Here is a 26,218-nt window from a genome sequence, read left to right as displayed (position 1 = left end):
GCAGCGCATGATACGCTATTCGTGGCGAAATGAGAACCCTTCACCGATGTCGGCTATCTCACTGTTCCCAGGTCTTTTGTGCCGCTATCCACTTCGGGATCATGATTCGCATGATCTCGGGTTTCTCGGAACAGTGGCAGTGCCCGGCGGGCGAGTGGGCCGTATGGGCTCCCGACGCGACCACGAGGGCGGCGATGAAGACCGCACCTGAACAGGGCGTGAGCACGTCCTTCATTCAGGCCGACCACCTGCGCAGCGGCATCGACGGCGAGGCGTGCACGCGCCGGCTCGTGTTCACCACATTCACGATTCACGATGTATTCGACGAATCGTTGATCAATGTGGTGTTCACCGATTTCGTCCGTGCGCACGACGTCTTCCACACCTCCTTTCCGGTGTCGACGCAGCCCGATCCGCACGGCCGAACCCTCACGCCGGAGCAGATCGGACTCGCTATCACCGCCTCGTCGAATTCCCGTCCGGGCGTCACCGTGAAGGATCATCTGCTGGAGTCCGTGCCGGAGCTGCACGACTGGGCGGCCTTCGCCTTCGCCGTCACGGGCGTCGAGCGGGCCCGGCCCGACTCCCCCGCGCCGCGCTTCGACGTGGTGGTCTGCTCGGACCACATGTTCACCGACGGTGTCTCGCAGGCCGTCAGCTTCTTCGAGCTCCTGACGCGGTACACGGCCGCCCGCGCCGGCCGGCCGTTCACCGCGGTACCGGTGCGGCCGTACAGCGAGTTCACGCGGGAGCAGCGCACGTTGGCGGCGACCCTCACGCCGACCCATCCGGACGTGGTGCAGTGGCGCGAAACGCTCCGCCGCTCCGGCGGGATGCCGCGCTTCCCACTCCCCCTGGGCCTGGCCGAGGGCGAGGCGGCGCCGGGGCGGATCGCCGTGCACGGCTCGTTCATCGACGCCGAGCGGACGGCGCGGTTCGCCGCGGCGGCCAAGCGCGCGGGCGCGAACATGAGCAGCGCCCTCCTGGCCGTGCTCGGCCAGGTGCACCACAACCTCACCGGCGACGAGCTGTTCACGATGCTCATCCCCCGCGCCGACCGGTCCGGCGCCGGTGACGCGATGGCCGTCGGCTGGTACGTCACCCTGGTCCCCGTGCAGTTCTCGGCACGCGGCGACTTCGACGAGGTGGCCCGCAACGCGCACGGGGCCGTCGCCGTGGCCAGGCAGCTCGAGCGCACGCCGGTGTTCCCCGTCATCGACCTGCTCGCCGACGACCCGGACTTCCCGGTGGAGCACGGCTTCTCCTCGCCGATGCTCTCCTACATCGACGTCACTCGGGTTCCCGGCGCGGAACTGGCTCGGCAGCACGACTTCTCGGTGTTCGCCAATGCCACGCCCTCACGCGAGGTGTTCGTGTGGCTCAACCGGGACGAGTCGGGGCTGGACTTCAACGCGATGCACCCCGACACCGTGCAGGCCGCCCGCTCCGTCGACACGGTGTTCCGGCTGCTCCGCGACCGCATCGTGGAGGTCGCCGAGCGCAGCCCCGCGCTCACCGCTGTGTGACGACCGGCCCCAGCCGCGGCGATCCGCCCGGGCTCACCGTCCGGCGCTCGGGCCCGTCGGGACGCAGCGCCGAGCGCAGGTCCGCCGAGAATCCCCCGACGCGCGAGACCAGCTCCGCCTGGAGCGCAGCCCGCCCGCGACGATCGAGCGGCGGCACCGCGCCGAGCGGGGCGACGCCGAAGGCGATCCAGGAGGCCGCGGGATCGACGGCGACGGACGTGACCACCAGCTGCGCCCGGCTGGCCGGGTCGGCACCGGCGGGCCGGGGACCGAAGGGCACGGGCACAACGACGGGCAGGGCGAGGCCGCGGGGCTCGCGGCGCCGCGGGTAGCCGAGGAGGCGTTCGGCCTGCGGCACCGTCAGCCCGACGAGTTCCTCCGTCCGGATCCGTCCGCCCGATCCCTCGCGACGCGCGGACGGGACGATCGCCACGAGGACCAGCACCGCGAGGACGCCGAGCAGGGCCTGCACCAGCCGTCCACCCGTGGCCGCGAGCACGGTGGACGCCGCGGCGAATCCGCAGGCCAGGAGGTGCATCGCGAGCTGCTGCTGGAGCGACCGCGCGATCGTGACGAGGCCCACGAGCAGGATCGCCAGCGCGAGCGCGGCCATGTCCCACCGGCGGACCGACAGTGCTACGAGCAGGCCAGCGCCGAAGACGAGCAGGTAGGCGATCCACCATCCGCTCGCCCGCGGGCCCATCACCACTCTGGTCATGCAAAGACGATACAACCCAGGTTTGGCTGTGGATACGGATCAGTGCCCGCGGCGGATCCACTCCTCGAGCTGTGGGGATTCCGCACCCAGTGTCGTGCCGTCGCCGTGGCCGGTGTTCACGACCGTCTCCGGCGGCAACGCGAACAGGCGGTCGCGGATCGACTCGATGATCACCGAGAAGTCGCTGAAGGACCGGCCGGTGGCGCCCGGACCGCCCGCGAACAGCGTGTCGCCGCTGAACAGCCGCCCCGCCTCGGGCAGGTACAGGCACACCGATCCGGGCGAATGCCCCGGTGCGTGGATCACCTGGATCTCGGTGCCGCCCACAGCGATCCGGGTGTCGTCCGCGAGGTCCTGGTGGCCGACGCCCGGGTGGGTCATGGCCCACAGCACGTCGTCGCCGGGGTGCAGCAGGATCGGCGCGTCGAGCCGCTCCGAGAGCTCCGGCGCGACGGTCACGTGGTCGTTGTGCCCATGGGTGCAGACGATTCCGCGCACCGTCCGACCGTCGACGGCGCCCACGATCGGGTCCGCCGAGTGCGCGGCGTCGATCACGACGACCTCGCTGTCGTCGCCGACGAGCCACACGTTGTTGTCGACGTCCCAGTTCCCGCCGTCGAGGCTGAACGTGCCGGAGGTGACGACCCGTTCGACCCGCAGCGTCACAGCACCACCACCGAGCGCAGCACCTCGCCGCGGTGCATGGTCTCGAAGGCCAGCTCCACCTCGTCGAGCGCGATCCGCTCGGTGACGAACTTCTCCAACGGGAGACGTCCCTGCCGGTAGAGGTCCACCAGCTGCGGGAAGTCCCGCTCCGGCAGGCAGTCGCCGTACCACGACGACTTCAACGCCCCACCGCGCGAGAAGAAGTCGATGAGGGGCATGTCCAGGGTCATGTCCGGCGTCGGCACGCCCACCAGGACGACGGTGCCCGCCAGGTCGCGGGCGTAGAAGGCCTGCTTCCAGGTCTCGGGGCGGCCCACGGCATCGATCACCACGTCGGCGCCGAAGCCGTCGGTGAGTTCCTGGATCGCCTCCACGGCATCGACCTCCGCGGCGTTCACAGTGTGGGTGGCGCCGAGCTCGCGGGCCAGTTCGAGCTTGCGCGGATCGCGGTCGACGGCGATGATCGTGCGCGCCCCCACCAGCCGGGCACCCGCGATCGCCGCGTCTCCCACACCGCCGCAACCGATCACGGACACGGTGTCGCCGCGGGAGACGGCTCCGGTGTTCACTGCGGCGCCGAGGCCCGCCATGACACCGCACCCGAGCAGGCCCACCACGGCCGGGTCGGCCTCGGGATCGACCTTGGTGCACTGTCCCTGATGCACGAGCGTCTTGTCCGCGAACGCGCCGATACCGAGGGCCGGCGAGAGCTCGGTGCCGTCCTCGAGGGTCATCTTCTGCGTGGCGTTGAAGGTGTCGAAGCAGTACTGCGGTTTCCCGCGCTTGCAGGCGCGGCACTGCCCGCACACGGCCCGCCAGTTGAGGACCACGAAATCGCCGGGCGCGACGTGATCGACACCCGCACCGACGGTTTCGACGACACCCGCCGCCTCGTGCCCCAGCAGGAAGGGGAACTCGTCGTTGATGCCGCCCTCGCGGTAGTGCAGGTCGGTGTGGCAGACGCCGCATGCCTGGATCGCGACCACCACCTCGCCGGGCCCCGGGTCCGGAATCACGATCGGGACGAGCTCAACGGGCTTCCCCTGGGTGCGGGCGATGATTCCTCTGACGGTCTGCGGCATCAGTGCACCTTATCCATCCAGTCGTCCGGGACGCGACCCTCGGGCCCGGGTACGGGCTGGGACGCGGGATGGGCCTGCGGATCGGCCAACCGCGGACCGTCGTAGTAGCCCTGCGTGGCGTAGTCCCAGAACCAGTCCTCACCGGGCTCGAAGCTCTGCACGATCGGGTGCCCTGCCTCGCGGGCGTGGGCGCTGCCGTGCTGCGACGGCGACGAGTCGCAACACCCGACGTGCCCGCATTGGGCGCAGCGGCGCAAGTGGAACCACCAGCCGCCGGTGGCATCGCACTCGACGCAGCCGGTGCCGCTGGGCGGAACGCTCGGATCGATGGGATCGCTCATGACTCGTCCTTCTCCTCGGGGTCGGCCGGCGCGCGTTGCGGACCGGCGATGGGCAGTTTCACGGTGAACACGGTGGCGCCCGGCTCGGACGTCACCGAGAGGTTCCCCTGGTGCTTGTTGACCACGATGCGCCATGAGATGTCCAGTCCCAGACCGGTTCCCTCGCCGATGCCCTTGGTGGTGAAGAAGGGCTCGAAGATGCGTCCCACCACGTCGCGCGGGATGCCGGAGCCGGTGTCACCGATCTCCACCACGGCGCACTCGTCCTCCCGCCGGGTGCGGATCGTCAGGGTTCCGTTGCCGTCCATGGCCTGGATCGCGTTGTCGATGAGGTTGGTCCACACCTGGTTCAGCTCGGCGCCGTACCCGCTGACCTCCGGCAGCGTGCAGTCGTACTCCTTGACCACGGTGATGCCCTTGCCCAGTTTCTTGCCCATGATCACCAGCGTGCTGTCGAGCAGCTCGTGCAGGTTCAACTCCTGGAAGGGCGCACGATCCATCTGCGAGTACTGCTTCGCGGCGGCGACCAGCGTGGAGATCCGGGTCGTGGAGTCGGTGATCTCGTTGAGCAGCTGCTCCGTCTCCACCGTGTAGAACAGCCACTTCAGCGCGCCCGGCAGCATCTCGGGCCCCACCTCGGCGAGCACGCCCTCGAACCAGTCCTCGTCGGCCCCGGCGGCCACGAACGCGGGCGCGAGCGTGAAGGCGTCCGCGACGTCGTGGTCCTCGAGCCAGTCGGTGATCTCGTCCTCCCGGTCCGAGGCCTCGAGCGGGCTGAGCGACGGGGACTTCGCCACCAGTTCGACGGCCTGCCGCTGCAGGTCGACGAGGTCGACCAGCTGCTCGTGCCGCCAGGTGCCGTTCGCGATGTGCGCCAACTTGTCCCGCATGCCGGCGATCCGTTGCCGCAGCTCGTCGGCCGCACGGACCGCCGCACCGGCGGGGTTGTTCAGCTCGTGGGTGAGCCCCGCGGAGAGCGAGCCGAGCGCGAGCAGCCGCTCCCGCTCGCCGATCATCTGCTGCTGCCGCTTGCCGCCGTAGAACACGCCCTCCAGCAGGTGCAGCGCCATCGGGAACCACTGGTGCATCAGCTCGTTGAAGTCGGCGGAGGGCAGCACGAAGAAGCGCACGGGCGTGATCGCCCGCATCGACGCGTTGTACTTGCCGCCCATCTTCTCGCCGAGGAAGCTGGCCCAGGCCCCGGCGTACACGCCGCGCTGGTCCGTGCGGGTCGTCTCCACCGGCAGGCCGCCCACCGTCTGGCTCAGGGCGATCGTGCCGGAGAGCAGGACGAACAGCAGCTCAGCGGTGTCTCCCTCGCCGTACACCACGCCCTGCGGGTAGTCCTCGATACGGCCCCGCTCGCAGAGCCATTCGAGCTGCTCGTCGGAGAGCTTCTCGAAGAGGAACAGCGTGCGCAGCTCGTCCACCAGGCAGGGGTGATCGCTCGGGGCGCCGCCCACCCGCGCGGTCAGGCCCGCCGGTGTGTTCCCACTGGTCTCGGTCATGAGTCGATGCCCTCCAGATAGCGGTGGACGAACATGACCGCCATCGCGCCCTCGCCCACCGCTGAGGCGACGCGCTTGGCGGATTCGGACCGGACATCGCCCGCCACGAACACGCCCGGCACACTGGATTCGAGATGGAACGGGGGCCGGTCCAGTTCCCAGACCGACGGGGCGTCCTCGGGACGCAGGTCGGGCCCCGTCAGGACGAAGCCCTTGCCGTCCCGCTCGACGATGCCGTCGAGCCAGTCCGTGCGCGGCTCGGCACCGATGAACACGAACAGGAAGTCCGCGGGCACCGTCTCCTCGGTGCCGGCTGCGCGATCTCGCAGTGTCAGAGTCTCCAGGTGCTCCTCTCCCTGCGCCTCGATCACCTCGACGCCGGTGCGCACGTGCACGTTCTCGATCGCCGCGAGCTGCTGGATCAGGTAGTAGGACATGGACGCCTCGAGCGAGGCCCCGCGCACCAGCAGCGTCACCGAGCAGGCGTTGCGCGAAAGGTAGGCCGCGGCCTGGCCGGCGGAGTTCGCCCCGCCGACGATGAAGACGTGCTGGTCGGCGCACGCGGGGGCCTCTGTGAGCGCCGACCCGTAGTAGACGCCGGCGCCCGTGAGCCGGTCCAGGCCGGGCGCGTCGAGCCGCCGGTACGACACGCCCGTCGCGAGGATGACGGTGTGCGCCCCCACGGACGTCCCGTCGGCGAACCGCACCGTGCGCCCCGCTCCCGCGATCTCCAGCGCGGTGACATCGGAGGTGGTGATCACCTCGGCGCCGAACTTGCCCGCCTGCAGGCGCGCGCGCTCAGTGAGCTGCCCGCCGGACACCCCGTCGGGGAAGCCCAGGTAGTTCTCGATCCGCGAGCTCTGCCCGGCCTGCCCGCCGGTGGAGTGCCGCTCGACGAGCACCGTCCGCAGCCCCTCCGACGCGCCGTACACGGCCGCGCCCAGGCCGGCGGGGCCGCCGCCCACGATGACGAGGTCGTAGAAGTCCTCCGACGGTGCCGTGGACAGTCCCACGTGCTGCGCCAGTTCGCTGTCCGACGGTGCCGTCAGCACCGTCCCGTCCGCCGCCGCCACCAACGGCAGGTCCTGCCCGTCGCTGCCCGCGGCGGCCAGCAGCCGCTGCCCCTCCGGCGATTCGGAGGTGTACCACCGGTAGGGGATCTGGTTGCGCGCGAGGAACTCCCGCACCTCGGAGGAACGCGAGGACCACCGGTGGCCGACGACCTTCGTCTCCGGCACGGGCCGGTAGTCGCTGCGCGCCCACGCCTCCAGTTCGGCGTCGATCACCGGGTACAGCTTCTCCTCCGGCGGGTCCCACGGCTTGAGCAGGTAGTGGTCCAGGTCGACGACGTTGATGGCCTCGATCGCCGCACCCGTGTCCGCGTACGCGGTGAGCAGCAGGCGCCGCGCGCCCGGGTAGACGTCCATCGCGGACTCCAGGAACTCCAGCCCCGTCATTCCAGGCATGCGGTAGTCGGCGAGGATCGCCGCCACGACGTCGCCGCGCAGCTTGAGCTCGCGCAGCGCGTCGAGCGCCTGCTGCCCGCTCTCCGCGCGCACGATCCGGTAGTCGCCGCCGTACTTGCGCCGCAGGTCACGGGCCACGGCGCGGGACACGCTGGGATCGTCGTCGACGGTCAGGATCGCGGGGCGCCGTTTCTCGGGTTCGGTCACCGTTTCAGATTACGACGGTGGCCGCCTCCGCGTCGGTGAGTGCAGCTGTGAGCGAACACATCGCGTCCGGTCCGTATCCACGAGGGCGACACGTCCTGCTTCACCATCGATTCACGCTAGCGGATACGCTGTCCCGCTGTCCCCGCCCGATTCGTTTCGACCCCACCGAAACGCCACACCCCCGAATCGTTCGGTCCCCACCAGAACGCCCGGCGTTGTGGTGGGGAGCGAACGGATTGGGGGGGACGACCCCATCGACGACGATCCCCGCGATACCGATCCCCTCCGATCTTCGGTGCGTGTCGGCGAGGACACGCCGATCAGCCGGCGCAGTCTTCCACCAAAGCTCGAAGAATCCGACGTCAACGCGGCAACGACGGCCGAGGGGTATGCGTGCGACGCATGGCATCCGCCTCAGAAATGCCCGTGACCTGCAGATATTCAGCCATGCGCCGCACGCATGGCTTTCGCGATCGACTACCACCGCCGGCTGATCCGGCCCGCGTCTACTCACCCGAGCTGCGCACGCCCACGCCGCGACGGCAGCCCGCCGATCCAGCGAGCGCGAGCCTCAGACCAACCCGCCCACACGCTCTCCCGCCATGGACGCGGACAGCACCCGGGCGACACCGTCGGCGGTGGCGGGCCAGGAGAACTCGCCCGCCCGCTCCTGCGCCTTCGCCCCGAGCTTCTCGCGGAGCAGCGCATCGCTGAGCAGCAGGTGCACCGACTCCGTCAGCCCGGCGAGGTCGCGGACCAGGAGGCCGGTGGCACCGTCGACCACCGAATCGGTGAGCCCGCGCGACGACGTGTACCCCACCGTGGGGACCGCGTGCTGCGCCGCCTCGATCACCGTGATGCCCCAGCCCTCCTTACGGGAGGGCATGACGTGCACCCAGGCCCGCGACAGCAGCCGGTGCTTGCGCTCCTCGGTGACGTGGCCATGGAAGGTCACACGATCCAGCACGCCGAGCTTCGCGGCGTGCTCGTAGAGCTCGGAATCCCACCAGCCGCTACCGATCACGTCGAGATGCAGGTCGGGGACGCGATGGCGCAGGCGGGCTAGCACATCGAGGGCGTCCTCGATCTGCTTGTGCGGCACCAGCCGTGACAGCACCACGATCCGGGGCGACGGCGCCCGCAGGTCAGAGACACCGGGCGCGACAGCGTCGATCCCGTTGCGCACCACGGCGACCCGATCCGCACCCACGCCGAGCAGCGCCAGCTCCTCCGCCGACGGCAGCGACACGGTGAGGTACTGCGACGCGCGATGCACCCACGGCGCGAGCCGCGACTCGATGAACCAGCCGACCCGCGCGACGAGCCGACCCGCCACCGGCCACTGCTCGCGATGGCAGTGGTGCACGAGCACCGTCACGGGCACGCCGGCCACGATCCGCGCGAAGAAGGGAATGCCGTTCTGGGTGTCGATCACCGCGTCGGGGCGGATGCCGCGCAGCGGGCCGCGCCCGAACCGCGCCGCCACGATCGCCACCAGCGCCAGCGGGTACACCGTGAACCGGCCGCCGCCGCGGGAGATGCGCACGCCGCGCACCGACTCGGACCGCGCCGCCCCCGGGTACATCGCCGTCCGGAGCGTGACCCGCACGCCGCGCGCGGCCAACTCCTCGCCGACGCGCTCGAGGTACAGCTCACTGCCGCCGCCCTGGGGGTGGCGGGTGTCACGCCAACACAGCAGGAGGACCTCACGCACGCGTTCTAGGGTACCGTCCGGTCACGTGTACCCCGCTACCTGGAAGAACGCCACGGCACGGCTGCGGCGGCGCGCCACCCTGCGCCGCTCCGTCGGGCTGCTCTCGGACTTCCGGTTCGAGCAGTCGGAGCCCGCGCGCTTCTACGGCTCGCTCGCCCGCGACACCGTCGACCTGACCGGCGACCTGTTCGGGGACCTCGACGGCGCTCTCGTCCTCGACGTGGGCGGCGGCCCCGGCTACTTCGAGGACGCGTTCGCCGAGCACGGCGCCGTCTACGTCCCCGTCGAACCCGACCCGTCCGAGGCCCACGCCGCCGGCATCACCTCCTCGCGGGGCGTCCGGGGCTCCGGGCTCGCGCTCCCGATCGCCGACGGTGCCGTCGACGTCTGCCTCTCGTCGAACGTCGCAGAGCACGTGCGCGATTGGCGGACGATGGGCGACGAGATGCTCCGGGTGACCCGTCCGGGCGGCATGGTGATCCTGAGCTACACGGTCTGGTACGGGCCCTTCGGCGGCCACGAGATGGGGCTGAGCCACTACCTCGGCGGCCAGCGCGCCGCTCGCAGGTACACGCGTCGGCACGGGCACCCGCCCAAGAACCTCTACGGCACATCGCTGTTCAAGGTCGGCGCCGCAGACGGCCTCGCCTGGGCCCGCACCGTCGACGGTGCCGAGCTCGTGGCCGCCTTCCCGCGGTACCACCCGTCGTGGGCGTGGTGGATGGTCCGGGTGCCGGTCCTGCGCGAACTGCTCGTCTCGAACCTGGTGCTGGTGTTCCGCAGGCCCTGACACCTGTTCGACGGTGCGCCGCAACGGGTCCGGCCCCCGACCGCGGATCGCGCGGGAGGGGGCCGGACCGGTGAAGAAACGGATCAGGCGGCGTCCGCCGTGTCCGTCGACGCGGTCGACGAGGAGTCGGTCGACTCCGCGGCGGTGCTCGTGGTGGCATCGTCCGACTTCGGATCCGTCTTCGCGGCATCCTCGGTCTTCGGATCCGTCTTCGCGGCGTCCTCCGTCTTCGGATCCGTCTTCGCGGCGTCCTCGGTCTTCGGATCCGTCTTCGCGGCATCCTCGGTCTTCGGATCCGTCTTCGCAGCGTCCTCGGTCTTCGGATCCGTCTTCGCGGTGTCCTCGACCTTGGGCTCGTCGACACGGTGCTTGCCGACGTAGCCGTCCGCGGCCTTCGCGGCGTCGGCGTCTTTCGCCTTGGCAGCGGCCGCATCGGCATCCTTAGCCTTGGCGGCAGCAGCATCGGCGTCCTTCGCCTTCGCGGCAGCGGCCTCGTCCTCGGTCGCGGCACCGGCGGCGGCGTCCGCCACGGCGGGGGCGGCGAGGAGCGAGGCGACCTGCGCCGCAGGCGCGTCCTTGCCCTTCGCGGTATCGGCGAGCGACTTCGCGGTATCGGTACCGGCGAGACCGGCCAACCCCTTGGTCAGGTTGCCGAACAGGTCGGTCAGCCCGCCGCCGTTGATGACGGAGGAGGCCAGCGACACCGGCAGCGAGATCACCGTGGTGATGAGCGAGATCACCGGCTTGAGCAGGCCGAGCCCCAGGTTCACCACGGGCGAGACGATGGTGTTGGTCACGAGCGAGATCGGCCCGGCGATGAGCGGACCGACGAACGGGATGTTCGCCACCAGAGTCGGGATCAGCTGCGCGCCACCGGAGACCACGCCGCCGACGATGCCGGTGAGCAGGTCGGGCAGCTTCGCCAGGCCGCCCGGCGTGCCGAGGCTGGCGATGACGAGCGATACGACGCGACCGATCAGCTGGCCGTCCATGATGCCGAGCAGCTTCTCGTCCGGCAGGCCGTTGACGATGTCCTTGAGCTTGCCCGTCGGGATCGCGCTCACCAGCTGGATCAGCTTCTCGGTGGGCAGGCCCGCGACGATGGGGCCGAGCTTCTCGACGGGGATGCCGTTGACGATCTCGCCGAGCGTCTTGTCGTCGAGGCCGGAGACGACCTTGATCAGCTTGTCGGTCGGGATGCCGGCGACCAGCTTGGTGAGCTTATCGGCGGACAGGCCCGCGACCACGGGGCCGAGAACGTCGAGCGGGATGAGGTCGACGATCTTGCCGAGCCGGTCGGCACCGAGGCCGGAGACGACCTCGGCGAGCTTCTCGTCCGAGATGTAGCCGACGAGCTTGGTCAGCTTCTCCGTGTCCAGCGCGGCCACCGCGGGGCCGATCTTCGCGGGGTCCACCTTGCCGATGACCTCGGTCAGTACGGCGGGATCAAGTCCCTCGACCAGCTTGGCGATGGTGTCGGTCGGCAGGCCCTTGACGACGGTCGTCAGCTTGTCGACGGGGATCTGCTTGACGAGCTCGGTCAGCTTGTCGGCGGGCAGGCTCGCGACCACGGGGCCGAGGATCTCGTTGGGGATGCCGCCGACGAGGTCCTTGAGCTTCTGCTGATCGAGCCCCGAGACGATCGTGACGAGGCGATCGGTCGGCAGCGCGCCGACGATCTTCGTGAGCGTGGCGTCATCGAGGCTCTTGACGACGTTGATGAGTTTGTCCTGCGGGATGCTCTTCACCACGGCGTTGAGCTTGTCCTGCGACAGCCCCGAGACGATGGTGTTGAGCTTGCCCTGCGGAAGGCCGTTGACGATCTCGGTGAGCTTCGCCTCGTTGAGGTTGTTCATGATCGCCACGACGGCGGACGACGGCATCGCCTCGAGGATCCGCGCCGTCTTGTCCGCCGGGATCCGCTCCATGATGGCGGCGACCTTGTCGGGCGGCACCTGCGCGAGCACGCGCGCCAGCTTGTTCGGGTCCGCGGACGACAGCTCGGAGACGAGGAGCGCGTCGGGCAGGAGATCGATCAGGCCGACCGTCTCGATGTCCACGCGCAGCGGCGCTGCGGCGGCGGGCACGGCGAGCACCTGCGCCGGGCTCACCGCGTGCGGCAGGGTCAGGCTCCCGGCGGGGAGGGTGGTCAGTGCCACTGAACCGGCGAGCACGGTGGCCGCCATCGCTTTGGTCACCACCCCCGTCCGGCTCCAGCTGAATGTCGCGCCGGGGCGCATGAGGGCGCTGTCGCGCAGGGCTGCTTCACGCATGGTTCTTCTCCTGGGGAGGTCTCAGTCGTAACGGCCGCACGCCTTGAGGGTGGGGCGCCGCGGCGTGGCTGAGGAGCGATCGCCCATCGACAATGGAACTTACGTTGTCTTCAGCCACCGCGAAGGCTAGCCACAGGAACTAGCTACCGATGGGTAGTTACTTCGTTTTGAGATTCAACCGAGACCGAACCGTGACAGAGCCGGTTGGCCGACTAAATGCGCAGGTCACACCACATAAAGAGAGCGGCGCGTCAGTCCGATTAACACCGTTTCCCGGCATGCGACCGATCTCCCCAGGCCACAACAGGCGCTGTATCCGTGTCATCTGAACAAGTGAACGATGTGACCTGTACCACTTGCTGCAGAAGGAGGAGGGTTCGCTCGTTTTCACCCAGGAAGGCGAATTTCGCCCAGCTTCTCAGGGTTGCGGATGATGTAGACGCCCGTCACGGTGTCGCCGACGACCTCCACGCAGAGGACGAGGTCGACCGCCCCGTCGAACGCCACGACGATCGCCGGCATGCCGTTGAAGACCCCGAACCGCATGCCCATCTCGCCCATCGTCGTGCCCTTGCGGAGCAGCCCGGTCACGAGCCGCGCGACTCGATCCGCACCGTGCACCGGCCGGCGCGCCGCCGACACCACGCCGCCGCCGTCGCCGAGGAAGACCACCTCCGGCGCGAGCACGTCCATGAGCCCCTGGACGTCACCGGTCGCCGCCGCGACGAGGAAGCGCTCCGCGACGCCCTGCGCGAGCGCCGGTTCCGCCACCGCACGCGGGCGCCGCGCCTGCACGTGCCCGCGGGCGCGGTGCGCGATCTGGCGCGCCGCCGCCTCCGACCGGTCCACCGCCGCGGCGATCTCCGGATAGCCGAAGTCGAACACCTCCCGCAGCACGAACACCGCGCGCTCGACGGGCGTGAGCGATTCGAGCACGAGCAGCATGGCCGTGGTCACCGCCTCCCCCGTCAGCACGTGCTCCGCGGGCCCGTCGCCCGACGGTGCCTCCAGGGGCTCCGGCAGCCACGGCCCGACGTACTCCTCACGCCGCCGCGACGCGGCACGCAACGCGTTGAGCGCCTGCCGCGTCACGATCCGCGCCAGGTAGGCCCGCGGATTCTCGATACCCGCGATGTCGACCTCCCGCCACCGCAGATAGCTCTCCTGCAGCACGTCCTCCGAATCGGCGACACTGCCGAGGATCTCGTACGCCACCGAGAACAACAGCGGTCGGTGCTCGGCGAACAGATCCGCGGCGGACGCGTCGCCCCCGTCGGTGGTCTCACCGGTCATCGCGGCGCCGGCAGCCACGCGTAGCGAGCGGTGTGCGCGGCGCCGCGCGCCATCCGGCAGACCTGCTCCTTGACGACGGCGGCAGCGGCGCCGCCGAAGTGGATGCGCGTGGGGGTGTCGTCGCGCCGGGCCGCCTGGATCACCGCACGCTTCCGGCCGATCGAGACGTTCTGGCCGGTGTATCCCATCGAGTACCGCCGGGCGGACTTCCCGGCGAGCTCACGCGCCAGGTTGTCCGCACCGTGCGCGCCCTGGGGCAGCGCCGTCTGACAGCTGAGCCGCTGCCCGGGAACCGCGGCGCCGTCGCCGACCGCGACGATCCGTGGATCCGAGACGCTGCGCAGGAACTCGTCGACGAGCACCCTGCCGGCGTCGTCCACGGCGACCCCGCTACGCGCCGCCAGGTCGCTGACCTGCGTCGCGATCGCCCACAGCACGAGGCCGTCGACGGCACCGTCGAACCTGCCCCGTTCGATCACGACGCCCAGCCGGTCCAGCTCGCGCCGGACGCGGGCCCGCGCGCCGGGACCGAGCGACGCCCCGACCTCGCCCTCACTGAGCAGCCGGACCCGCAGGCCGGGCCGGGATTCGGCGACCTCGGCCGCGGTCTCGATCCCGGTCAGGCCACCGCCCACGACGGTGACGGCGGCACCGTCGGGCAACGCGGCGAGAGCCGAGCGCGCCTGTTCCGCGGTCTCGAGCGCGCCCACGGCGTACGTGCCCGACGGTGCCGTCGGCGCCCCGCCCGCGGCGTAGACGAGGCGGTCGAAGGGCAGCGACGTTCCGTCGGCCAGAACGACGGTGCCGTCTCCGATCGTGTCGACCGATCCCACGATCAGCCGAATGCGTGGATCGAGCATCTCGGCGAGCGGCGTGAGGGCCGTCCCGCTGCCTGCGACGTGCTCGTGCAGCCGCACCCGATCGACGAAGTCGGCGCGTGGGTTGACCACTGTCACATCGACATCCGACTTCCTGGTCAGCCGGTTGGCGGCGATGGTGCCCGCGTAGCCCGCGCCGATCACGACGACCTTCATGATTGCCTCCTCATGCGATGAACTCATCTTCCGCATATGGGACACCGGCCGCCCGGGATCTGTGACAGCGCTCCCGGATCAGCCCTCGGCGATGGCCGCGAGCGGCGGGGTGCGGGCCGCGCGGATGGCGGGCAGGATCGCGGCACCGACGCCGACGAACGCCGACGCCACGAGCATCACGATCACCGTCGACCACGGCACCACGACCGAGCCGAGCCCCTGGTCGCGGAGGGCGTGCACGAGCGAGACGCCCAGCAGCACCCCGAGCACCAGCCCGAGGGCCGCGCCGAAGATCGCGATCAGCATCGACTCGAGATAGATCGACCGGCGCACCTGTGCACGGATCAGACCGATCGCGCGGAGCATGCCGATCTCCCGGCGCCGCTCCACCACGGACAGCGCGAGCGTGTTGACGATACCCAGGATCGCGATCACCACGGCCAGCCCGAGAAGCCCGTACAGCACGCCCATCAACGCCGTGATCGCCTGCCCCGCTTGATCCTTGAGGTCCTGCTGGTCGTCGACGTTGACCACCAGCAGCGGCTTGACCGCCTCCCGCAACCGCTCCTTGAGGTCGCTCACGGACGTACCGTCGGCGGCGTTGACGAACACCGACTGCGGGGTGACGATCGGCGCCGTGGCCCCACTCGCGGGCGGGTACAGCGTGTTCATGTCCGCCGCGGTGATCACGGGACCGGACAGCATGCCGCCCTTCGCCTCGTAGATCCCGGTGACGGTGAGGGTGGTCTTCGCGCCGCCGACCGCGGACATCGGCTCGACCTTCGCGCCGACCTCCCAGCCCCGCTCGCGGGCCGTCTTGTCGTCGACGAGGATCCCGCCCGCCTTGAGCGTCATGTCGCCCGACACGCGGGTCAGGTTGAAGACGGAGGTCACGGCACCGTCGACCGCGAGGGTGCTCTCCCGATCGCCCCCGATCCGCACCGGCACCCCGTACAGCACCGTCTTCTCGCCGATCCCCGGAACGTCCTTGATCGCGGACAGCGCGGCGGGCGGCATGCCCAGCTGCGGCGCCTGCAGCACGAGGTCTGAGCGGATGCCCTGGTCCACCTGCGCGTCGATCGACTTCTGCATCGACGCGCCGAGCGTGCCGATGACGCCGACCAGCGCGACGCCGATCACCAGCGCGAAGGCCGTCGCCGTGGTGCGCTGCGGGTTCCGCATCACGTTGGTGCGGCCGAGTCGTCCCGCCGGGCCGAAGGGCGCGGCGATCACCTTGCCGATGCCGCCGAGCAGCGGTGCGACCAACGCGGGGCCGCCGATGACCACGGCGAGGATCAGGCCGAAGCCGGCGATGCCGACGACGATCGCGGCGCCCGCGCCCACCTCGGTGGTCGCGACGAACAACAGCGCCATCGAGCAGAGCAGCAGTGCCGCGCCGATCGCGCCGCGCACCATGACCGATTGCGCGGAGCCGCCGTCCTGCGCACGCATGGCGGCGACGGGCGGCACGCGGGAGGCGCGCACCGCGGGGATCAGGGCGGAGACCACCGTCACGACGGTGCCGACGACCATCACCGTGATCACCACCGCGGGGCTGACGGCGAGACCGCCGTCGGGGAAGCCCGCGCCCGCAGCCGTCACGCCGGCCCGCAGCAGCAGCGCGAGGCCGATACCCACGGCCAGGCCGAGAGCGCTGCCGACGATGCCGACGACGAGCGCCTCGAGCACCACGGAGTTGCGCACCTGGCTGCGGCCGGCGCCGATCGCGCGGAGCAGCGCCAGTTCCTTGAGGCGCTGCGCGACCAGCATCGAGAAGGTGTTGTAGATGATGAAGACGCCGACGAGCAGGCCGATCAGACCGAACGCGACGAGGAAGTAGTTGAGGAAGCTGAGCCCCTGGTTGATCGTGTCCTCGAACTGCTGCCGCACCTCCGCGCCGGTCTGCACGTTCAGGTCGGGTAGGCGCTGGGCGAGCGCGTCGCGCAGCTGCTCGGGCGTCGTCCCGGACGCGGCGCCGACCTCGATGTACGGGGCGGTGGCGCCGTCGCCGAACAGCTTCTGCGCCTCGTCCTTCGCGAACAGCGCCCCGAGGTAGCCGCCGGAGTCGGTGGAGATCGTGTACACCCCGACGATCGTCACGTCGATCGGGCCGGGCGAGTGCGGGGCGACCACCGTGGTCTTCGCGCCCACCGGCAGGTCGAGCCGCTCGGAGGCGGACTCGTTGAGCACCATCTCGTTCGGGCCCGACGGTGCCCTGCCCGAGGTGAGCTTCAGGCCGTCCGGGTCGAGGTTCTCGCCGGGCGGCAGGTAGGCGCCGCCGACCTGCGGGGCGCCGGTGGGCGAGACGACCTCACCCTTGCCGTCGCGCAGGGCGATGGTGCCGGTGATCGCCGGGACCACCACACGCACACCGGGGACCGCCTTGATCTGGTCGACGACCGACAGCGGCACGCCCGGCCCGGCGGGTCCGAACCCGCCCTGTCCCTGGGCGTTCTTCGGCGACACGCGCGCATCGACGCCGACGGCGATCTTGTCGGAGATCCCGTCGAAGGCCTTCGACAGCGTGCCCGTGAACACCATCGACCCGGCGATGAACGACGTGCCGAGCAGCACGGAGAGCACCGTCAGGACCAGGCGCCCCTTGTTCGCCATGAGGTTCCGCAGCGCGACGCGCCGCATCGGATTCGCCATCAGCGGGCGACGAGCTCGTCGAGGTGGATCAGCTTCTCCGCCACGCGTTCCGCCGTCGGACGACGCACCTCATCGACGATCCGGCCGTCGGCGAGGAAGACCACCCGGTCCGCGTAGGCCGCGGCGCGCGGGTCGTGGGTCACGATCACCACGGTCTGGCCGAAGTCGTTCACCGCGGCGCGCAGGATCGAGAGCACCTCGGCGCCGGAGCGCGAGTCGAGGTTGCCCGTGGGCTCGTCGCCGAAGATGATCTCCGGCCGGCCCACCAGAGCGCGGGCGCAGGCGACGCGCTGCTGCTGCCCGCCGGACAGCTCGGTGGGGCGGTGCCCCAGCCGCGGACGCAGGCCCAGCCGATCGACGACGGTGTCCAGCCACTGCTGGTCCGGCTTGCGGCCCGCGATGTCCAGCGGCAGCGTGATGTTCTCGATCGCCGTGAGCGTGGGCACCAGGTTGAACGCCTGGAAGACGAAGCCGATCCGGTCGCGACGCAGCTGGGTGATCTGCTTGTCGTTCAGCGACGTGAGCTCGGTGCCGCCCACCAGCACCGATCCGCCGGTCGCCGCGTCCAGGCCCGCGAGGCAGTGCATGAGCGTGGACTTGCCGGAGCCCGAGGGCCCCATGATCGCGGTGAACTCTCCGGCCAGGAAGTCGACGGTGACGCCGGCGAGGGCGTGCACCACGTTGTCGCCCTCGCCGTACACCTTGGTGAGATTCGCGGCCCGCGCCGCGACCCCGGTGACGGGGATGTTCGCCGTCGGGATCTCCTGGGCACCGGGAATCTGTGTCATACAGACGAGAATGCCAGAAATGTGTCACCTGTGACATCGGGAAGAACCCCTGGATCCATCCGTCCGATTGCGGACGGAATCCGTCCTGTGATCCCCCTACCGTGGCCTCGGGCGCCACCGGGCGCCCGCCGGATCACTCACCACGAGGAGACACCCATGCAACTCGCCGCCACCCGTATCTTCACCGACGACGTCGACGCACTCGTCACGTTCTACGAGCGCGTCACCGGCCTCGATGTCGCCCGCGTGCACCCGCTGTTCGCCGAACTGCGCACGCCGTCCGGCACGCTCGCGATCGCCAGCACCCGCACCGTCCCCGCGCTGGGCGAGGGCGTCGCCGCGGCCCGCCAGAACCGCAGCGTCGCCCTCGACTTCCATGTCGAGGACGTCGACGCCCTGTACGGCACCCTCACGGACCTCGCCGACGCGGTGGTCCTGCCGCCCACGGTGATGCCGTGGGGCAACAAGTCCCTCCTGCTCCGCGACCCGGACGGCAACCTGGTGAACCTGTTCACCCCGCCCGCCGCGGGCCGGACCGCTCCCGAGGACACGGGCGCCTGACCTTCGGGGATGATGGACCGATGCGTCTCGAACCCCGCATCCTCATGCACCTGTCCGGCGTCCTCGACCTGCGCGACGGGAAGTTCTTCGGCAGCTGCTTCGGCCACCGCGTGCCCGACGACCTGCTCGCCGCCGTCACGGTGCACGGCGCCGCGACCAACCGAGCGACCGCCGGGTTTGCCTCGCCCTCGCGGTCGCAGTCGGCGATGCCCGTGGAGCTCGAGCACTGGGACGGCGTGCCGCCCGACGACGGCGTCTGGGACACGGTGCTGCGCACGCAGCTCTGCGTCGACACCTCGGGGTCGGTCGAGTGGTTCTCCCCCGGCCCCGAGCACGACGGTGCCGCCCCGGACGACGTGATCGAGTTCCCCATGGCGCGCGGCTTCTACGAGGTCGAGGCCGCGGCGCGGCACGCCGGCGAGGGCGCCGACACGTGGCGACTGCGGTTCTGGTCCTCCGACGAGTACGGCCCCGACCTCAAGGAGATCCGCGAGATCGCGCTCCTCGCGCGCTGACCGCCGCTACCGTGGTCGGCACGGGGATCGGGGGATCCTCGTGGTTCGGGGGGACCATGACCAGATCCGCGTCGACGACGCAACCGTCGCTGCACGCACTGCAGGCGTTCCGGGCGGGGATCTCCGCGCTCGGCATCCGGTTCGGCGAGTTCGAGGCCGCCGCGCGCGACACGGCGCTGGCCCGGCGCGCCTTCGAGGCCGCCACCACCGCCGACCCCGCGATGGCCGACGCCTGGCTCGGCCGCGCGGCCGCGGGCGAGTCCACCGCGGAGGTGCTCGCTGCCCTGCACCGAACCGCCGACGCGATCGGCGCCGCGGCGCGGCGGGTCGGCCTGCCACCGGGCGCACTGTCCACCGTCTTCAGTACCGGCCTGTACGTGGATCATCCGCTGCGCGACGCCGCGACCGCGCACGTCGCGTACGCCGCGCGGCTCCTCGCCGACGGCGCGCCCGACGAGGCCGTCCGGGTCCTCGACGCCGCGCCGCGGTGCCCCGTCGAGCGGTATCAGCGCGCCGTGACGGCGGCCCGGACCCGACGGTGGCCCGACGTCCTGACCGCACTCGACGGGCACGCCGGCTGGGGCGACCCCGTGCTCGGCGCCGCGGCGGCCACCATCGCGGGATCCGCTGCGGCGCAACTGGGCCGGTTCGCGGAGGCCACCCGGCTGCTCACCGTCGCGGCCGAGGGGCCGGTGCCCGGCGCCGCCGCCGCGGCCCGCTACTGCCACGCCCTGGTCCTGCGCGAGCAGGGCGAGGAGGACCGCGCCCGGGAGCTGCTGGAGCGGGCGGCACCGTCGTACCCGCCCGCGGAGGCGGCGCTCCGCGACCCGGGCCACCGCCTGGTCCTGGAGACCCCGGCCGCACCCGAGGACGCCGCCGGCGCCGCGCCGGACGACGGCGCCGACCTGCTCGCCGAGGCGGCGGCCGAACTGGACCGGCAGGTGGGGCTGCGGGAGGTCAAGGAGCAGGTCGCGCGCCTGCGCACCACGATGCAGCTGGCCCGCGTCCGCGCGGATCGCGGGCTCGCCAGCGGCAGCCGGTCGCTGCACCTCGCGTTCACCGGACCGCCCGGCACGGGCAAGACGACGGTGGCGCGGATCGTCGCCCGGATGTACCGAGGACTGGGCCTGCTCGCGAGCGACACCGTGGTCGAGTGCTCGCGGCGCGACCTCGTCGGCCAGTACCTGGGCGCCACGGCGCAGAAGACCTCCGCGGTGATCGACTCCGCGCTCGACGGCGTCCTGTTCATCGACGAGGCGTACACGCTCGTGCAGGAGGGGCTCACCGGTGGCGACGCGTTCGGCCAGGAGGCCATCGACACCCTGCTCGCCCGGATGGAGAACGACCGGGACCGGTTGGTAGTCATCGTGGCGGGCTACGACGCGGAGATCGACCGGTTCCTGGGCTCGAACGAGGGCCTGGCGTCGCGGTTCGCGCGCCGCATCCGGTTCCCCGGCTACACGCCCGGCGAGCTCGCGGAGATCGGCGCGGCGCTGGCGCGCTCCCGCGACGCCGTGCTCACGGGCGACGCGGCGGCCGTCCTCGAAGCCTGCTGCGCGGGCGTCGTCGACCGATTGGACCGCCTGGGCAACGGTCGGTTCGTGCGCAACGTGATCGAGGCGGCCGAGGAGGAGCGGGAGCTGCGGCTCGCCGATTCAGGGATCGACCTGGCCGACATCGACGAGGCTGCGCTCATGCGGATCGAGGCCACGGACATGGCGCGCGCCCTCGACGGCGTGCTGGGCGCGGGCGCCCCGGCGATCTCCTAGCTCGAGCTCGCGACGTTCGCCGCGTACTCGTCGCTGCTGGACGGCCCGGTGCCGGTCATCATGACCTCGTCGGCCAGCCTGTCGGCGGCCTCCAGGTCGATACCGGTCTCGCGCTGGCTGTGGACGATGAAGATCTCCGCGTCGAGCGAGGGCTCACCGTCGGCGTAGACCATGCACTCGACCACGACGAGGTCCGTCTCGGCCTTGACGATGTGCGAGGTCAGACGCAGGCCGAGGCTGAGGACGTCGCCGACGTGCAGCGGACGCAGGTACCGGAAGGACTGGCCGGCGTGCATGATCGCCGACAGGTTGCACCCGGGTATCACCTTGGCGACGAGCGCCGAGGCGCCCTGCAGCATGGGCGCGCCGAGCATCGTGGCCGGCACCGCAACATCGTCGGGCAGCACGCGACTGGCGGCGTACGGGACGTCCCAGCTGCGGATGGCGCGCGCGAACGACCGCACCGATTCCGCGCCGATCTCATAGGCATCGGGGAACCAGATCTCCCACTCGTCGGCGACGGCCACGTCTCTCTCCTTGAACGCCAGCCCTCGTTTCAACCTTGGAGGGACGTATCAGAATAGCCTGCGCCTACGTGCTATCTCAAACCAACGACACCCTTATGACAACACGGCGTGTCACGTGGCCCACGCCTCGGTGACAGGAGGCGTCCGGACTACTAGCGTCGAGGTCATGTGGAGGACGAACTCGCTGCGCGTCGCCGTCGTCGGCGCGGGCATCGGCGGCCTGGCGGCGGCCTCGGGCCTCCAGCGCGCCGGCGCGGAGGTGATCGTCCTCGAGCAGGCCGCGCGCTTCCTCCCCCGCGGGTCCGGGCTGTCGCTGTTCTCGAACGGTTTCGCGGCTCTGCGCTCGCTCGGCCTGGAGGAGCCCGTGCGGGCCGTCCTGGCCGAGGGTCCGCCGTCCGTCCCGATCGGCACCATGCGGGCGGACGGGACGATGCTCGCCGCGTTCGCGCCCGCCACCGTCGCCGACCTTCGCGTGATCGACCGCACGGACCTGCACCGGGCCCTGCTCAGCGGCCTGGCCCCCGACACCGTGCGGCCCGGTATCCGCGTGGAAGGGCTCAGCTCCGGCACCCTCGACCTCGGACCGAGCGGCCTCCTGGAGGACGCGCACGTCATCGTCGGCGCGGACGGCATCCGCAGCCGCGTCCGGGGCAGCCACGCGGGCGACCCCGGCGCGGCCTACTGCGGGTACGGGGCGTGGCGCGGAATCACCGACACCCCCGTCGTGCTGCCCGACGGTGGCGAGACCTTCGGCCGGGGCGAACGATTCGGGTACATGCCACTGCGCGACGGCAGGGTCTACTGGTTCGCCGTGCGGCCCTCGCAGGCTGACGACCTGCCCGAGCCCGGCGAGCTGCACGAACGCTACGGCGCGTGGCACGATCCGATTCCCGAGATCCTCGCCGCCACGGATCTCTCGCGGGCCGGGTACCAGCCCACCGAGCGGCTCGCGCACCCGCTGCGCACCTACTCGCGCGGCCAGGCGACGCTGGTCGGCGACGCGGCACACGCCATGCCTCCCACCCTCGGACAGGGCGCGAACCTCGCGCTCGAGGATGCCGCGGTGCTGGTATCACTGTTGCGGCCGCTGGCGAGCGACCCCGATCCCCGCGAGGTCCCCGCGCGGCTGAGCGCCTACGACAAGGCGCGACGGCCCCGCACCCAGCGCATCGCGCGGCAAGCCCACCTGCTGGGCGCCGCCGGCCAATGGGATTCCCCAGGTGTGGCTTTCGCGCGGGACCTGGCCCTGCGCCTGGCCCCCGATCGCCTGCTCGACCGCGCCTTCCGCCTGCCCCAACGCTGGTCGCCCCCGGACTGAACGAGCGCACGCCATTTGGCATCCACCGCACGGCGTGACGTCCCTCTCCTCGATCGGTGCATATCGCCGTCGAGGCGCATAATGTCCGTATGTCATTCGATGATCGAAGTGTCGAATCGCTGGTCGGCCGCGCGGTCGGCGACCCCCTCGCGCCGTTCGCTCTGCGACCCGAGAAGCACCACGTGTTCGCTCCGCGCGGAGATGCGTTCGTGGCGTACGCGATCCGGCTCGGCGTGGTCGTCGCCGGCGGCGACCCCGTCGGCCTCACTGCGGAGGCCCGCGCGGCGGCGATCGACGAGTTCGTGCGCCGCGCCGGGCACCGCCCGATCGCGGTGCTGGGCGCCGGCGAGGCCTACCGTCCACGCTGGGAGGCGAACGGCCTGCGGGCCGTACCCATCGGACGGGACGTGGTCATCGACGCGTGCTCCTTCGACCTCGTCGGTCGACGGTTCCGCAACCTGCGCCAAGCGGTCTCGCGCACCCGCAACGCGGGGGTCACCGTCGAGATCGTGCGGGAGGGCGACGTGACCGACCTGGACCGGCAGGCCGTCCGCCGGATGGAGGCCCTCGCCGGGCACGACCCGAGCCGGGGCTTCTCGATGATCCTCGGGCGCATGCTCGACGGTGCCCGTCCCGACGGCGTGTTCGCGCTCGCCCGGAGGCCGGACGGCACCGTCTGCGCCGCGCACCGGTACCTCCCCGCCGGGCCGGAGGACCTGTCGCTGGACCTGCCTCTGCGAGCCCGGAATTCGCCGAACGGGGTGGACGAGCGGCTCACGCTGGAGACCGTCGCGTGGGCGCGGGATCACGGCTACAAGCGGGTCTCGCTGGCCTTCGCACCGTTCCCCGACCTGTTCGCCGACGACTCCGCGACGCTGCGGAACCACCCGCGGCTCAAGGCCGCCGCGCGGCGCGCGGTGCACGCCTTCGACCCGCTGCTCCACGTCGAGCGGCTCTACCGGTACCTGCGTAAATACCGCTCGTTCGACCAGGAGCGCGCCGTCATGCTCCGCCCGCACCAGGTCGCACGGGTTGCGGCGGCGCTGATCCTGCTCGAGTTCGGCCGTTACGGCCGCGACGCCCGGCTCTGAGTCGCCGGCGCGATCAGGCGGCGGCGCGTCCCGCGACGAAGGCCTGCACGCACCGCTCGATGTCGTCGGCGGTGTGGGCAGCGGAGAGCTGGACGCGGATCCGGGCCGCGCCCTGCGGCACCACCGGGTAGCTGAACGCGGTGACGTACACGCCGTGCTCGAGCATCGCATCAGCCACCCGCGCCGCGAGGGCGGCGTCGCCGAACATGACGGGGATGATGGCGTGCTCGCCGTCGAGCAGCTCGAAGCCCTCCTCCGTCATCCGGCGGCGGAACAGGGAGGCGTTGTCCACGAGCCGGTTCCGCAGTTCAGCCGAGTCGCGGACCAGCTCCAGCGCCCGCAGCGTGGCCGCGACGATCGCGGGCGCGAGCGAGTTCGAGAACAGGTAGGGCCGGGCCTTCTGCCGCAGCATCGCCACGATCTCGGAGCGGCCGGAGACGTAGCCACCGGACGCGCCGCCGAGCGCTTTGCCGAAGGTGCCGGTGTAGACGTCGACGCGGTCGCCCACGCCGGCGTGCTCGGGAGTGCCGGCGCCGGTGCCGCCCATGAACCCGACGGCGTGCGAGTCGTCGACCATCACGAGCGCGCCGAAACGCTCCGCCAGGTCGCAGATCTCACGCAACGGCGCGAGGTAGCCGTCCATGGAGAAGACGCCGTCGGTGACCACGATGATCCTCCGCGCGGGCGCGTCGCCGGTGGTGGCCTCAGTCAGCTTGGCCTCGAGGTCCGCCATGTCGCGATTGGCGTAGCGATAACGCCGCGCCTTGGACAGCCGGATCCCGTCGATGATCGACGCGTGGTTGAGCGCGTCCGAGACGATCGCGTCCTCGGGACCGAACAGCGACTCGAAGACGCCGCCGTTGGCGTCGAAGCAGCTGGAGAAGAGGATCGTGTCCTCGGTGCCGAGGAACGCGGAGACCGCGGCCTCCAGCTCGAGGTGCAGATCCTGTGTGCCGCAGATGAACCGCACGGAGGCCATGCCGAAGCCGCGGTCGTCCATCGCCTGCTTGGCGGCGGCGATCACGTCCGGGTGGTCCGCGAGGCCGAGGTAGTTGTTGGCGCAGAAGTTGAGCACGTCCACGGCGGGCTCGCCGAGGCGACCCGCGGCGATGCGGCCCGACTGCGGCGAGTCGATGTGCCGCTCGTTCTTGAACGTGCCCGCGGCGCGGATCTCGTCGAGCTCACTGCGGAGCTGATCACGCATCGTCGAATACATGTGGGGTCCTTCCGGATCGGATCATGGTGCGGGCTGGTCGGTACGGATCGGAGATCAGGGCGACGCGGTCAGACCCCGGTCCAGTCGAGCACCACCTTGCCGCCGGTGCCGGCGCGGGCGGTCTCGAAGGCGCGCTCCCACTGCGCGGCGGGCAGCACGTCGGTGACCAGCGATTCGATCCCGGCGCGGAGGGCGTGGTTCGACGAGAGCATCGCGCTCATCGCGTACCAGGTCTCGTACATCTCGCGGCCGTAGATCCCGGTGAGCGTGAGCATGTGCGTGACCACCTTGCCCCAGTCGATGTCGATCGCGCCGCTGGGCAGCCCCAGCATCGCGATCCGGCCGCCGTGGTTCATGTTGTCGATCATCTCCGGGAGCGCCGTGGGATGCCCGGACATCTCGAACCCGACGTCGAAGCCCTCGGTGAGCCCGAGCTCGCGCTGCGCATCGGCGATCCGCTGCCGCGAGACGTCCACCGCCAGATCGGCACCCAGCGAGCGGGCCAGTGCCAGGCGGGGTTCGGAGACATCGGTGATCGCGATCCGGTTCGCGCCGGCGTGCCGCGCCACACCGATCGCCATCAGACCGATCGGCCCGGCGCCGGTGATGAGCACGTCCTCGCCCACGAGCGGGAAGCTCAGCGCCGTGTGCACGGCGTTGCCGAGTGGGTCGAAGACCGCGCCCAGCTCGGGCGTGATCGCGGGATCGCGGTGCACCCACACGTTGGTCTCGGGGATCACCACGTACTCGGCGAAGGCACCGTCGCGCTGCACGCCGACGGACCGGGTGCGGATGCACATCTGCCGCCGACCGGCGCGACAGTTGCGGCACACGCCGCAGACGACGTGTCCCTCCCCGGACACCCGGTCCCCGACGAGGACCTCCCGGACTCCGGCGCCCACGGCGACGACCTCGCCGTAGAACTCGTGCCCCGGGATGAGCGGCGCGGCAACGGCACCGTCGGCCCAGGCGTCCCAGCCGAGGATGTGCAGATCCGTCCCGCAGATTCCCGTCGCCATGACGCGGATCTTGACCTCGTCCGGACCGGCCTCCGGCTCCGGACGGTCGACGAATTCCAGTCCGGGGCCGCGCGCGGACTTGAACAGTGCCTTCATGGGTTCCATTGCACAGCGAGCGAGGATGAAGAACAATGACCATCTACT

General features: G+C 71.0%; 22 protein-coding genes. 7 read left to right on the top strand and 15 right to left on the bottom strand.

All coding sequences use genetic code 11. The annotated features are described in order from the left end of the window. Positions 1 to 110 precede the first annotated feature (110 nt). Positions 111 to 1,526: a condensation domain-containing protein gene (locus tag AXK60_RS20025; RefSeq protein WP_068573821.1), complete on the top strand. Its 1,416-nt coding sequence runs from the start codon at positions 111 to 113 to the stop codon at positions 1,524 to 1,526. Here AXK60_RS20025 and AXK60_RS20020 read toward each other — a convergent pair. From AXK60_RS20020 to AXK60_RS19990, 7 genes are all read right to left on the bottom strand, one after another. Next, on the bottom strand, positions 1,513 to 2,244 hold the full coding sequence (locus AXK60_RS20020; protein WP_139058058.1) for a hypothetical protein: 732 nt from the start codon (positions 2,242 to 2,244) through the stop codon (positions 1,513 to 1,515). The two genes, AXK60_RS20025 and AXK60_RS20020, sit on opposite strands and share 14 nt — an antisense overlap. A gap of 39 nt (positions 2,245 to 2,283) precedes the next feature. Then, positions 2,284 to 2,910 carry an MBL fold metallo-hydrolase gene (locus AXK60_RS20015; RefSeq protein WP_068573818.1) on the bottom strand — a complete coding sequence of 209 codons (627 nt, stop codon included), beginning with the start codon at positions 2,908 to 2,910 and terminating at the stop codon, positions 2,284 to 2,286. Then, positions 2,907 to 3,992 carry an S-(hydroxymethyl)mycothiol dehydrogenase gene (locus AXK60_RS20010; protein ID WP_068573816.1) on the bottom strand — a complete coding sequence of 362 codons (1,086 nt, stop codon included), beginning with the start codon at positions 3,990 to 3,992 and terminating at the stop codon, positions 2,907 to 2,909. Before AXK60_RS20010 ends, AXK60_RS20015 begins: the two co-directional genes overlap by 4 nt. Further along, complete coding sequence (locus AXK60_RS20005) at positions 3,992 to 4,333, bottom strand: UBP-type zinc finger domain-containing protein (RefSeq protein WP_068573814.1); 342 nt, start codon at positions 4,331 to 4,333, stop codon at positions 3,992 to 3,994. Before AXK60_RS20005 ends, AXK60_RS20010 begins: the two co-directional genes overlap by 1 nt. Continuing rightward, positions 4,330 to 5,841: an ATP-binding protein gene (locus AXK60_RS20000; protein WP_082778146.1), complete on the bottom strand. Its 1,512-nt coding sequence runs from the start codon at positions 5,839 to 5,841 to the stop codon at positions 4,330 to 4,332. The genes AXK60_RS20005 and AXK60_RS20000 overlap by 4 nt, the downstream gene beginning before the upstream one ends. Further along, entirely contained in the window at positions 5,838 to 7,514 is a 1,677-nt protein-coding gene (locus AXK60_RS19995) for an NAD(P)/FAD-dependent oxidoreductase (protein ID WP_068573812.1), read from the bottom strand. Before AXK60_RS19995 ends, AXK60_RS20000 begins: the two co-directional genes overlap by 4 nt. Positions 7,515 to 8,085: 571 nt before the next feature. Beyond that, entirely contained in the window at positions 8,086 to 9,228 is a 1,143-nt protein-coding gene (locus AXK60_RS19990) for a glycosyltransferase family 4 protein (RefSeq protein WP_068573810.1), read from the bottom strand. A 25-nt stretch (positions 9,229 to 9,253) separates the two neighbouring features. Between AXK60_RS19990 and AXK60_RS19985 the strand changes: the two genes are divergently transcribed. Further along, a complete protein-coding gene (locus AXK60_RS19985; RefSeq protein WP_068573808.1) occupies positions 9,254 to 10,018 on the top strand; it encodes a class I SAM-dependent methyltransferase in 765 nt (254 codons plus the stop codon). Between the two features lie 83 nt (positions 10,019 to 10,101). Here AXK60_RS19985 and AXK60_RS19980 read toward each other — a convergent pair whose 3' ends face one another. From AXK60_RS19980 to AXK60_RS19960, 5 genes are all read right to left on the bottom strand, one after another. Continuing rightward, positions 10,102 to 12,291, bottom strand: coding sequence for a magnesium transporter MgtE N-terminal domain-containing protein (locus tag AXK60_RS19980; protein ID WP_082778145.1), 2,190 nt, complete (start codon positions 12,289 to 12,291; stop codon positions 10,102 to 10,104). Between the two features lie 387 nt (positions 12,292 to 12,678). After that, the gene (locus tag AXK60_RS19975; protein WP_068575252.1) at positions 12,679 to 13,584 is read right to left on the bottom strand and encodes an RNA polymerase sigma-70 factor; all 906 of its coding nucleotides are present in this window, start codon (positions 13,582 to 13,584) and stop codon (positions 12,679 to 12,681) included. After that, positions 13,581 to 14,618 carry an NAD(P)/FAD-dependent oxidoreductase gene (locus tag AXK60_RS19970; protein WP_068573805.1) on the bottom strand — a complete coding sequence of 346 codons (1,038 nt, stop codon included), beginning with the start codon at positions 14,616 to 14,618 and terminating at the stop codon, positions 13,581 to 13,583. Before AXK60_RS19970 ends, AXK60_RS19975 begins: the two co-directional genes overlap by 4 nt. A 78-nt stretch (positions 14,619 to 14,696) precedes the next feature. Beyond that, positions 14,697 to 17,270 carry an ABC transporter permease gene (locus tag AXK60_RS19965; RefSeq protein ID WP_068573803.1) on the bottom strand — a complete coding sequence of 858 codons (2,574 nt, stop codon included), beginning with the start codon at positions 17,268 to 17,270 and terminating at the stop codon, positions 14,697 to 14,699. After that, positions 17,270 to 18,058 (bottom strand): ABC transporter ATP-binding protein, encoded by a 789-nt coding sequence (locus AXK60_RS19960; RefSeq protein ID WP_068573801.1) that lies wholly within the window; start codon positions 18,056 to 18,058, stop codon positions 17,270 to 17,272. The genes AXK60_RS19965 and AXK60_RS19960 overlap by 1 nt, the downstream gene beginning before the upstream one ends. Positions 18,059 to 18,214: 156 nt before the next feature. Here AXK60_RS19960 and AXK60_RS19955 point away from each other — a divergent pair, with 156 nt between their 5' ends. The 3 genes from AXK60_RS19955 to eccA are packed head-to-tail and all read left to right on the top strand — an operon-like array spanning position 18,215 to position 20,903. Then, on the top strand, positions 18,215 to 18,619 hold the full coding sequence (locus tag AXK60_RS19955) for a VOC family protein (protein WP_068573799.1): 405 nt from the start codon (positions 18,215 to 18,217) through the stop codon (positions 18,617 to 18,619). A gap of 20 nt (positions 18,620 to 18,639) precedes the next feature. Beyond that, the gene (locus AXK60_RS19950) at positions 18,640 to 19,134 is read left to right on the top strand and encodes a hypothetical protein (protein WP_068573797.1); all 495 of its coding nucleotides are present in this window, start codon (positions 18,640 to 18,642) and stop codon (positions 19,132 to 19,134) included. Between the two features lie 56 nt (positions 19,135 to 19,190). Next, positions 19,191 to 20,903: a type VII secretion AAA-ATPase EccA gene (gene eccA / locus AXK60_RS19945; RefSeq protein WP_068575251.1), complete on the top strand. Its 1,713-nt coding sequence runs from the start codon at positions 19,191 to 19,193 to the stop codon at positions 20,901 to 20,903. Here eccA and AXK60_RS19940 read toward each other — a convergent pair. Then, positions 20,900 to 21,430 (bottom strand): FAS1-like dehydratase domain-containing protein, encoded by a 531-nt coding sequence (locus AXK60_RS19940; protein WP_068573795.1) that lies wholly within the window; start codon positions 21,428 to 21,430, stop codon positions 20,900 to 20,902. The genes eccA and AXK60_RS19940 overlap by 4 nt on opposite strands. A gap of 166 nt (positions 21,431 to 21,596) precedes the next feature. Between AXK60_RS19940 and AXK60_RS19935 the strand changes: the two genes are divergently transcribed. Beyond that, positions 21,597 to 22,748, top strand: coding sequence for an FAD-dependent monooxygenase (locus AXK60_RS19935; protein WP_231855460.1), 1,152 nt, complete (start codon positions 21,597 to 21,599; stop codon positions 22,746 to 22,748). Positions 22,749 to 22,837: 89 nt separating this feature from the next. Beyond that, a complete protein-coding gene (locus tag AXK60_RS19930) occupies positions 22,838 to 23,839 on the top strand; it encodes a phosphatidylglycerol lysyltransferase domain-containing protein (RefSeq protein ID WP_068573793.1) in 1,002 nt (333 codons plus the stop codon). 13 nt (positions 23,840 to 23,852) lie between these two features. Here AXK60_RS19930 and AXK60_RS19925 read toward each other — a convergent pair whose 3' ends face one another. Both AXK60_RS19925 and tdh read right to left on the bottom strand, forming a co-directional pair. Beyond that, positions 23,853 to 25,055, bottom strand: a complete 1,203-nt coding sequence (locus AXK60_RS19925) for a glycine C-acetyltransferase (RefSeq protein WP_068573790.1) — start codon at positions 25,053 to 25,055, stop codon at positions 23,853 to 23,855. A 68-nt stretch (positions 25,056 to 25,123) separates the two neighbouring features. Continuing rightward, positions 25,124 to 26,170 (bottom strand): L-threonine 3-dehydrogenase, encoded by a 1,047-nt coding sequence (gene tdh, locus AXK60_RS19920; protein WP_068573788.1) that lies wholly within the window; start codon positions 26,168 to 26,170, stop codon positions 25,124 to 25,126. Positions 26,171 to 26,218 lie beyond the last annotated feature (48 nt).

It is taken from the genome of Tsukamurella pseudospumae (assembly GCF_001575195.1).
Lineage (GTDB): Bacteria > Actinomycetota > Actinomycetes > Mycobacteriales > Mycobacteriaceae > Tsukamurella > Tsukamurella pseudospumae.
This window is presented reverse-complemented; position numbering and strand designations above follow the sequence as displayed.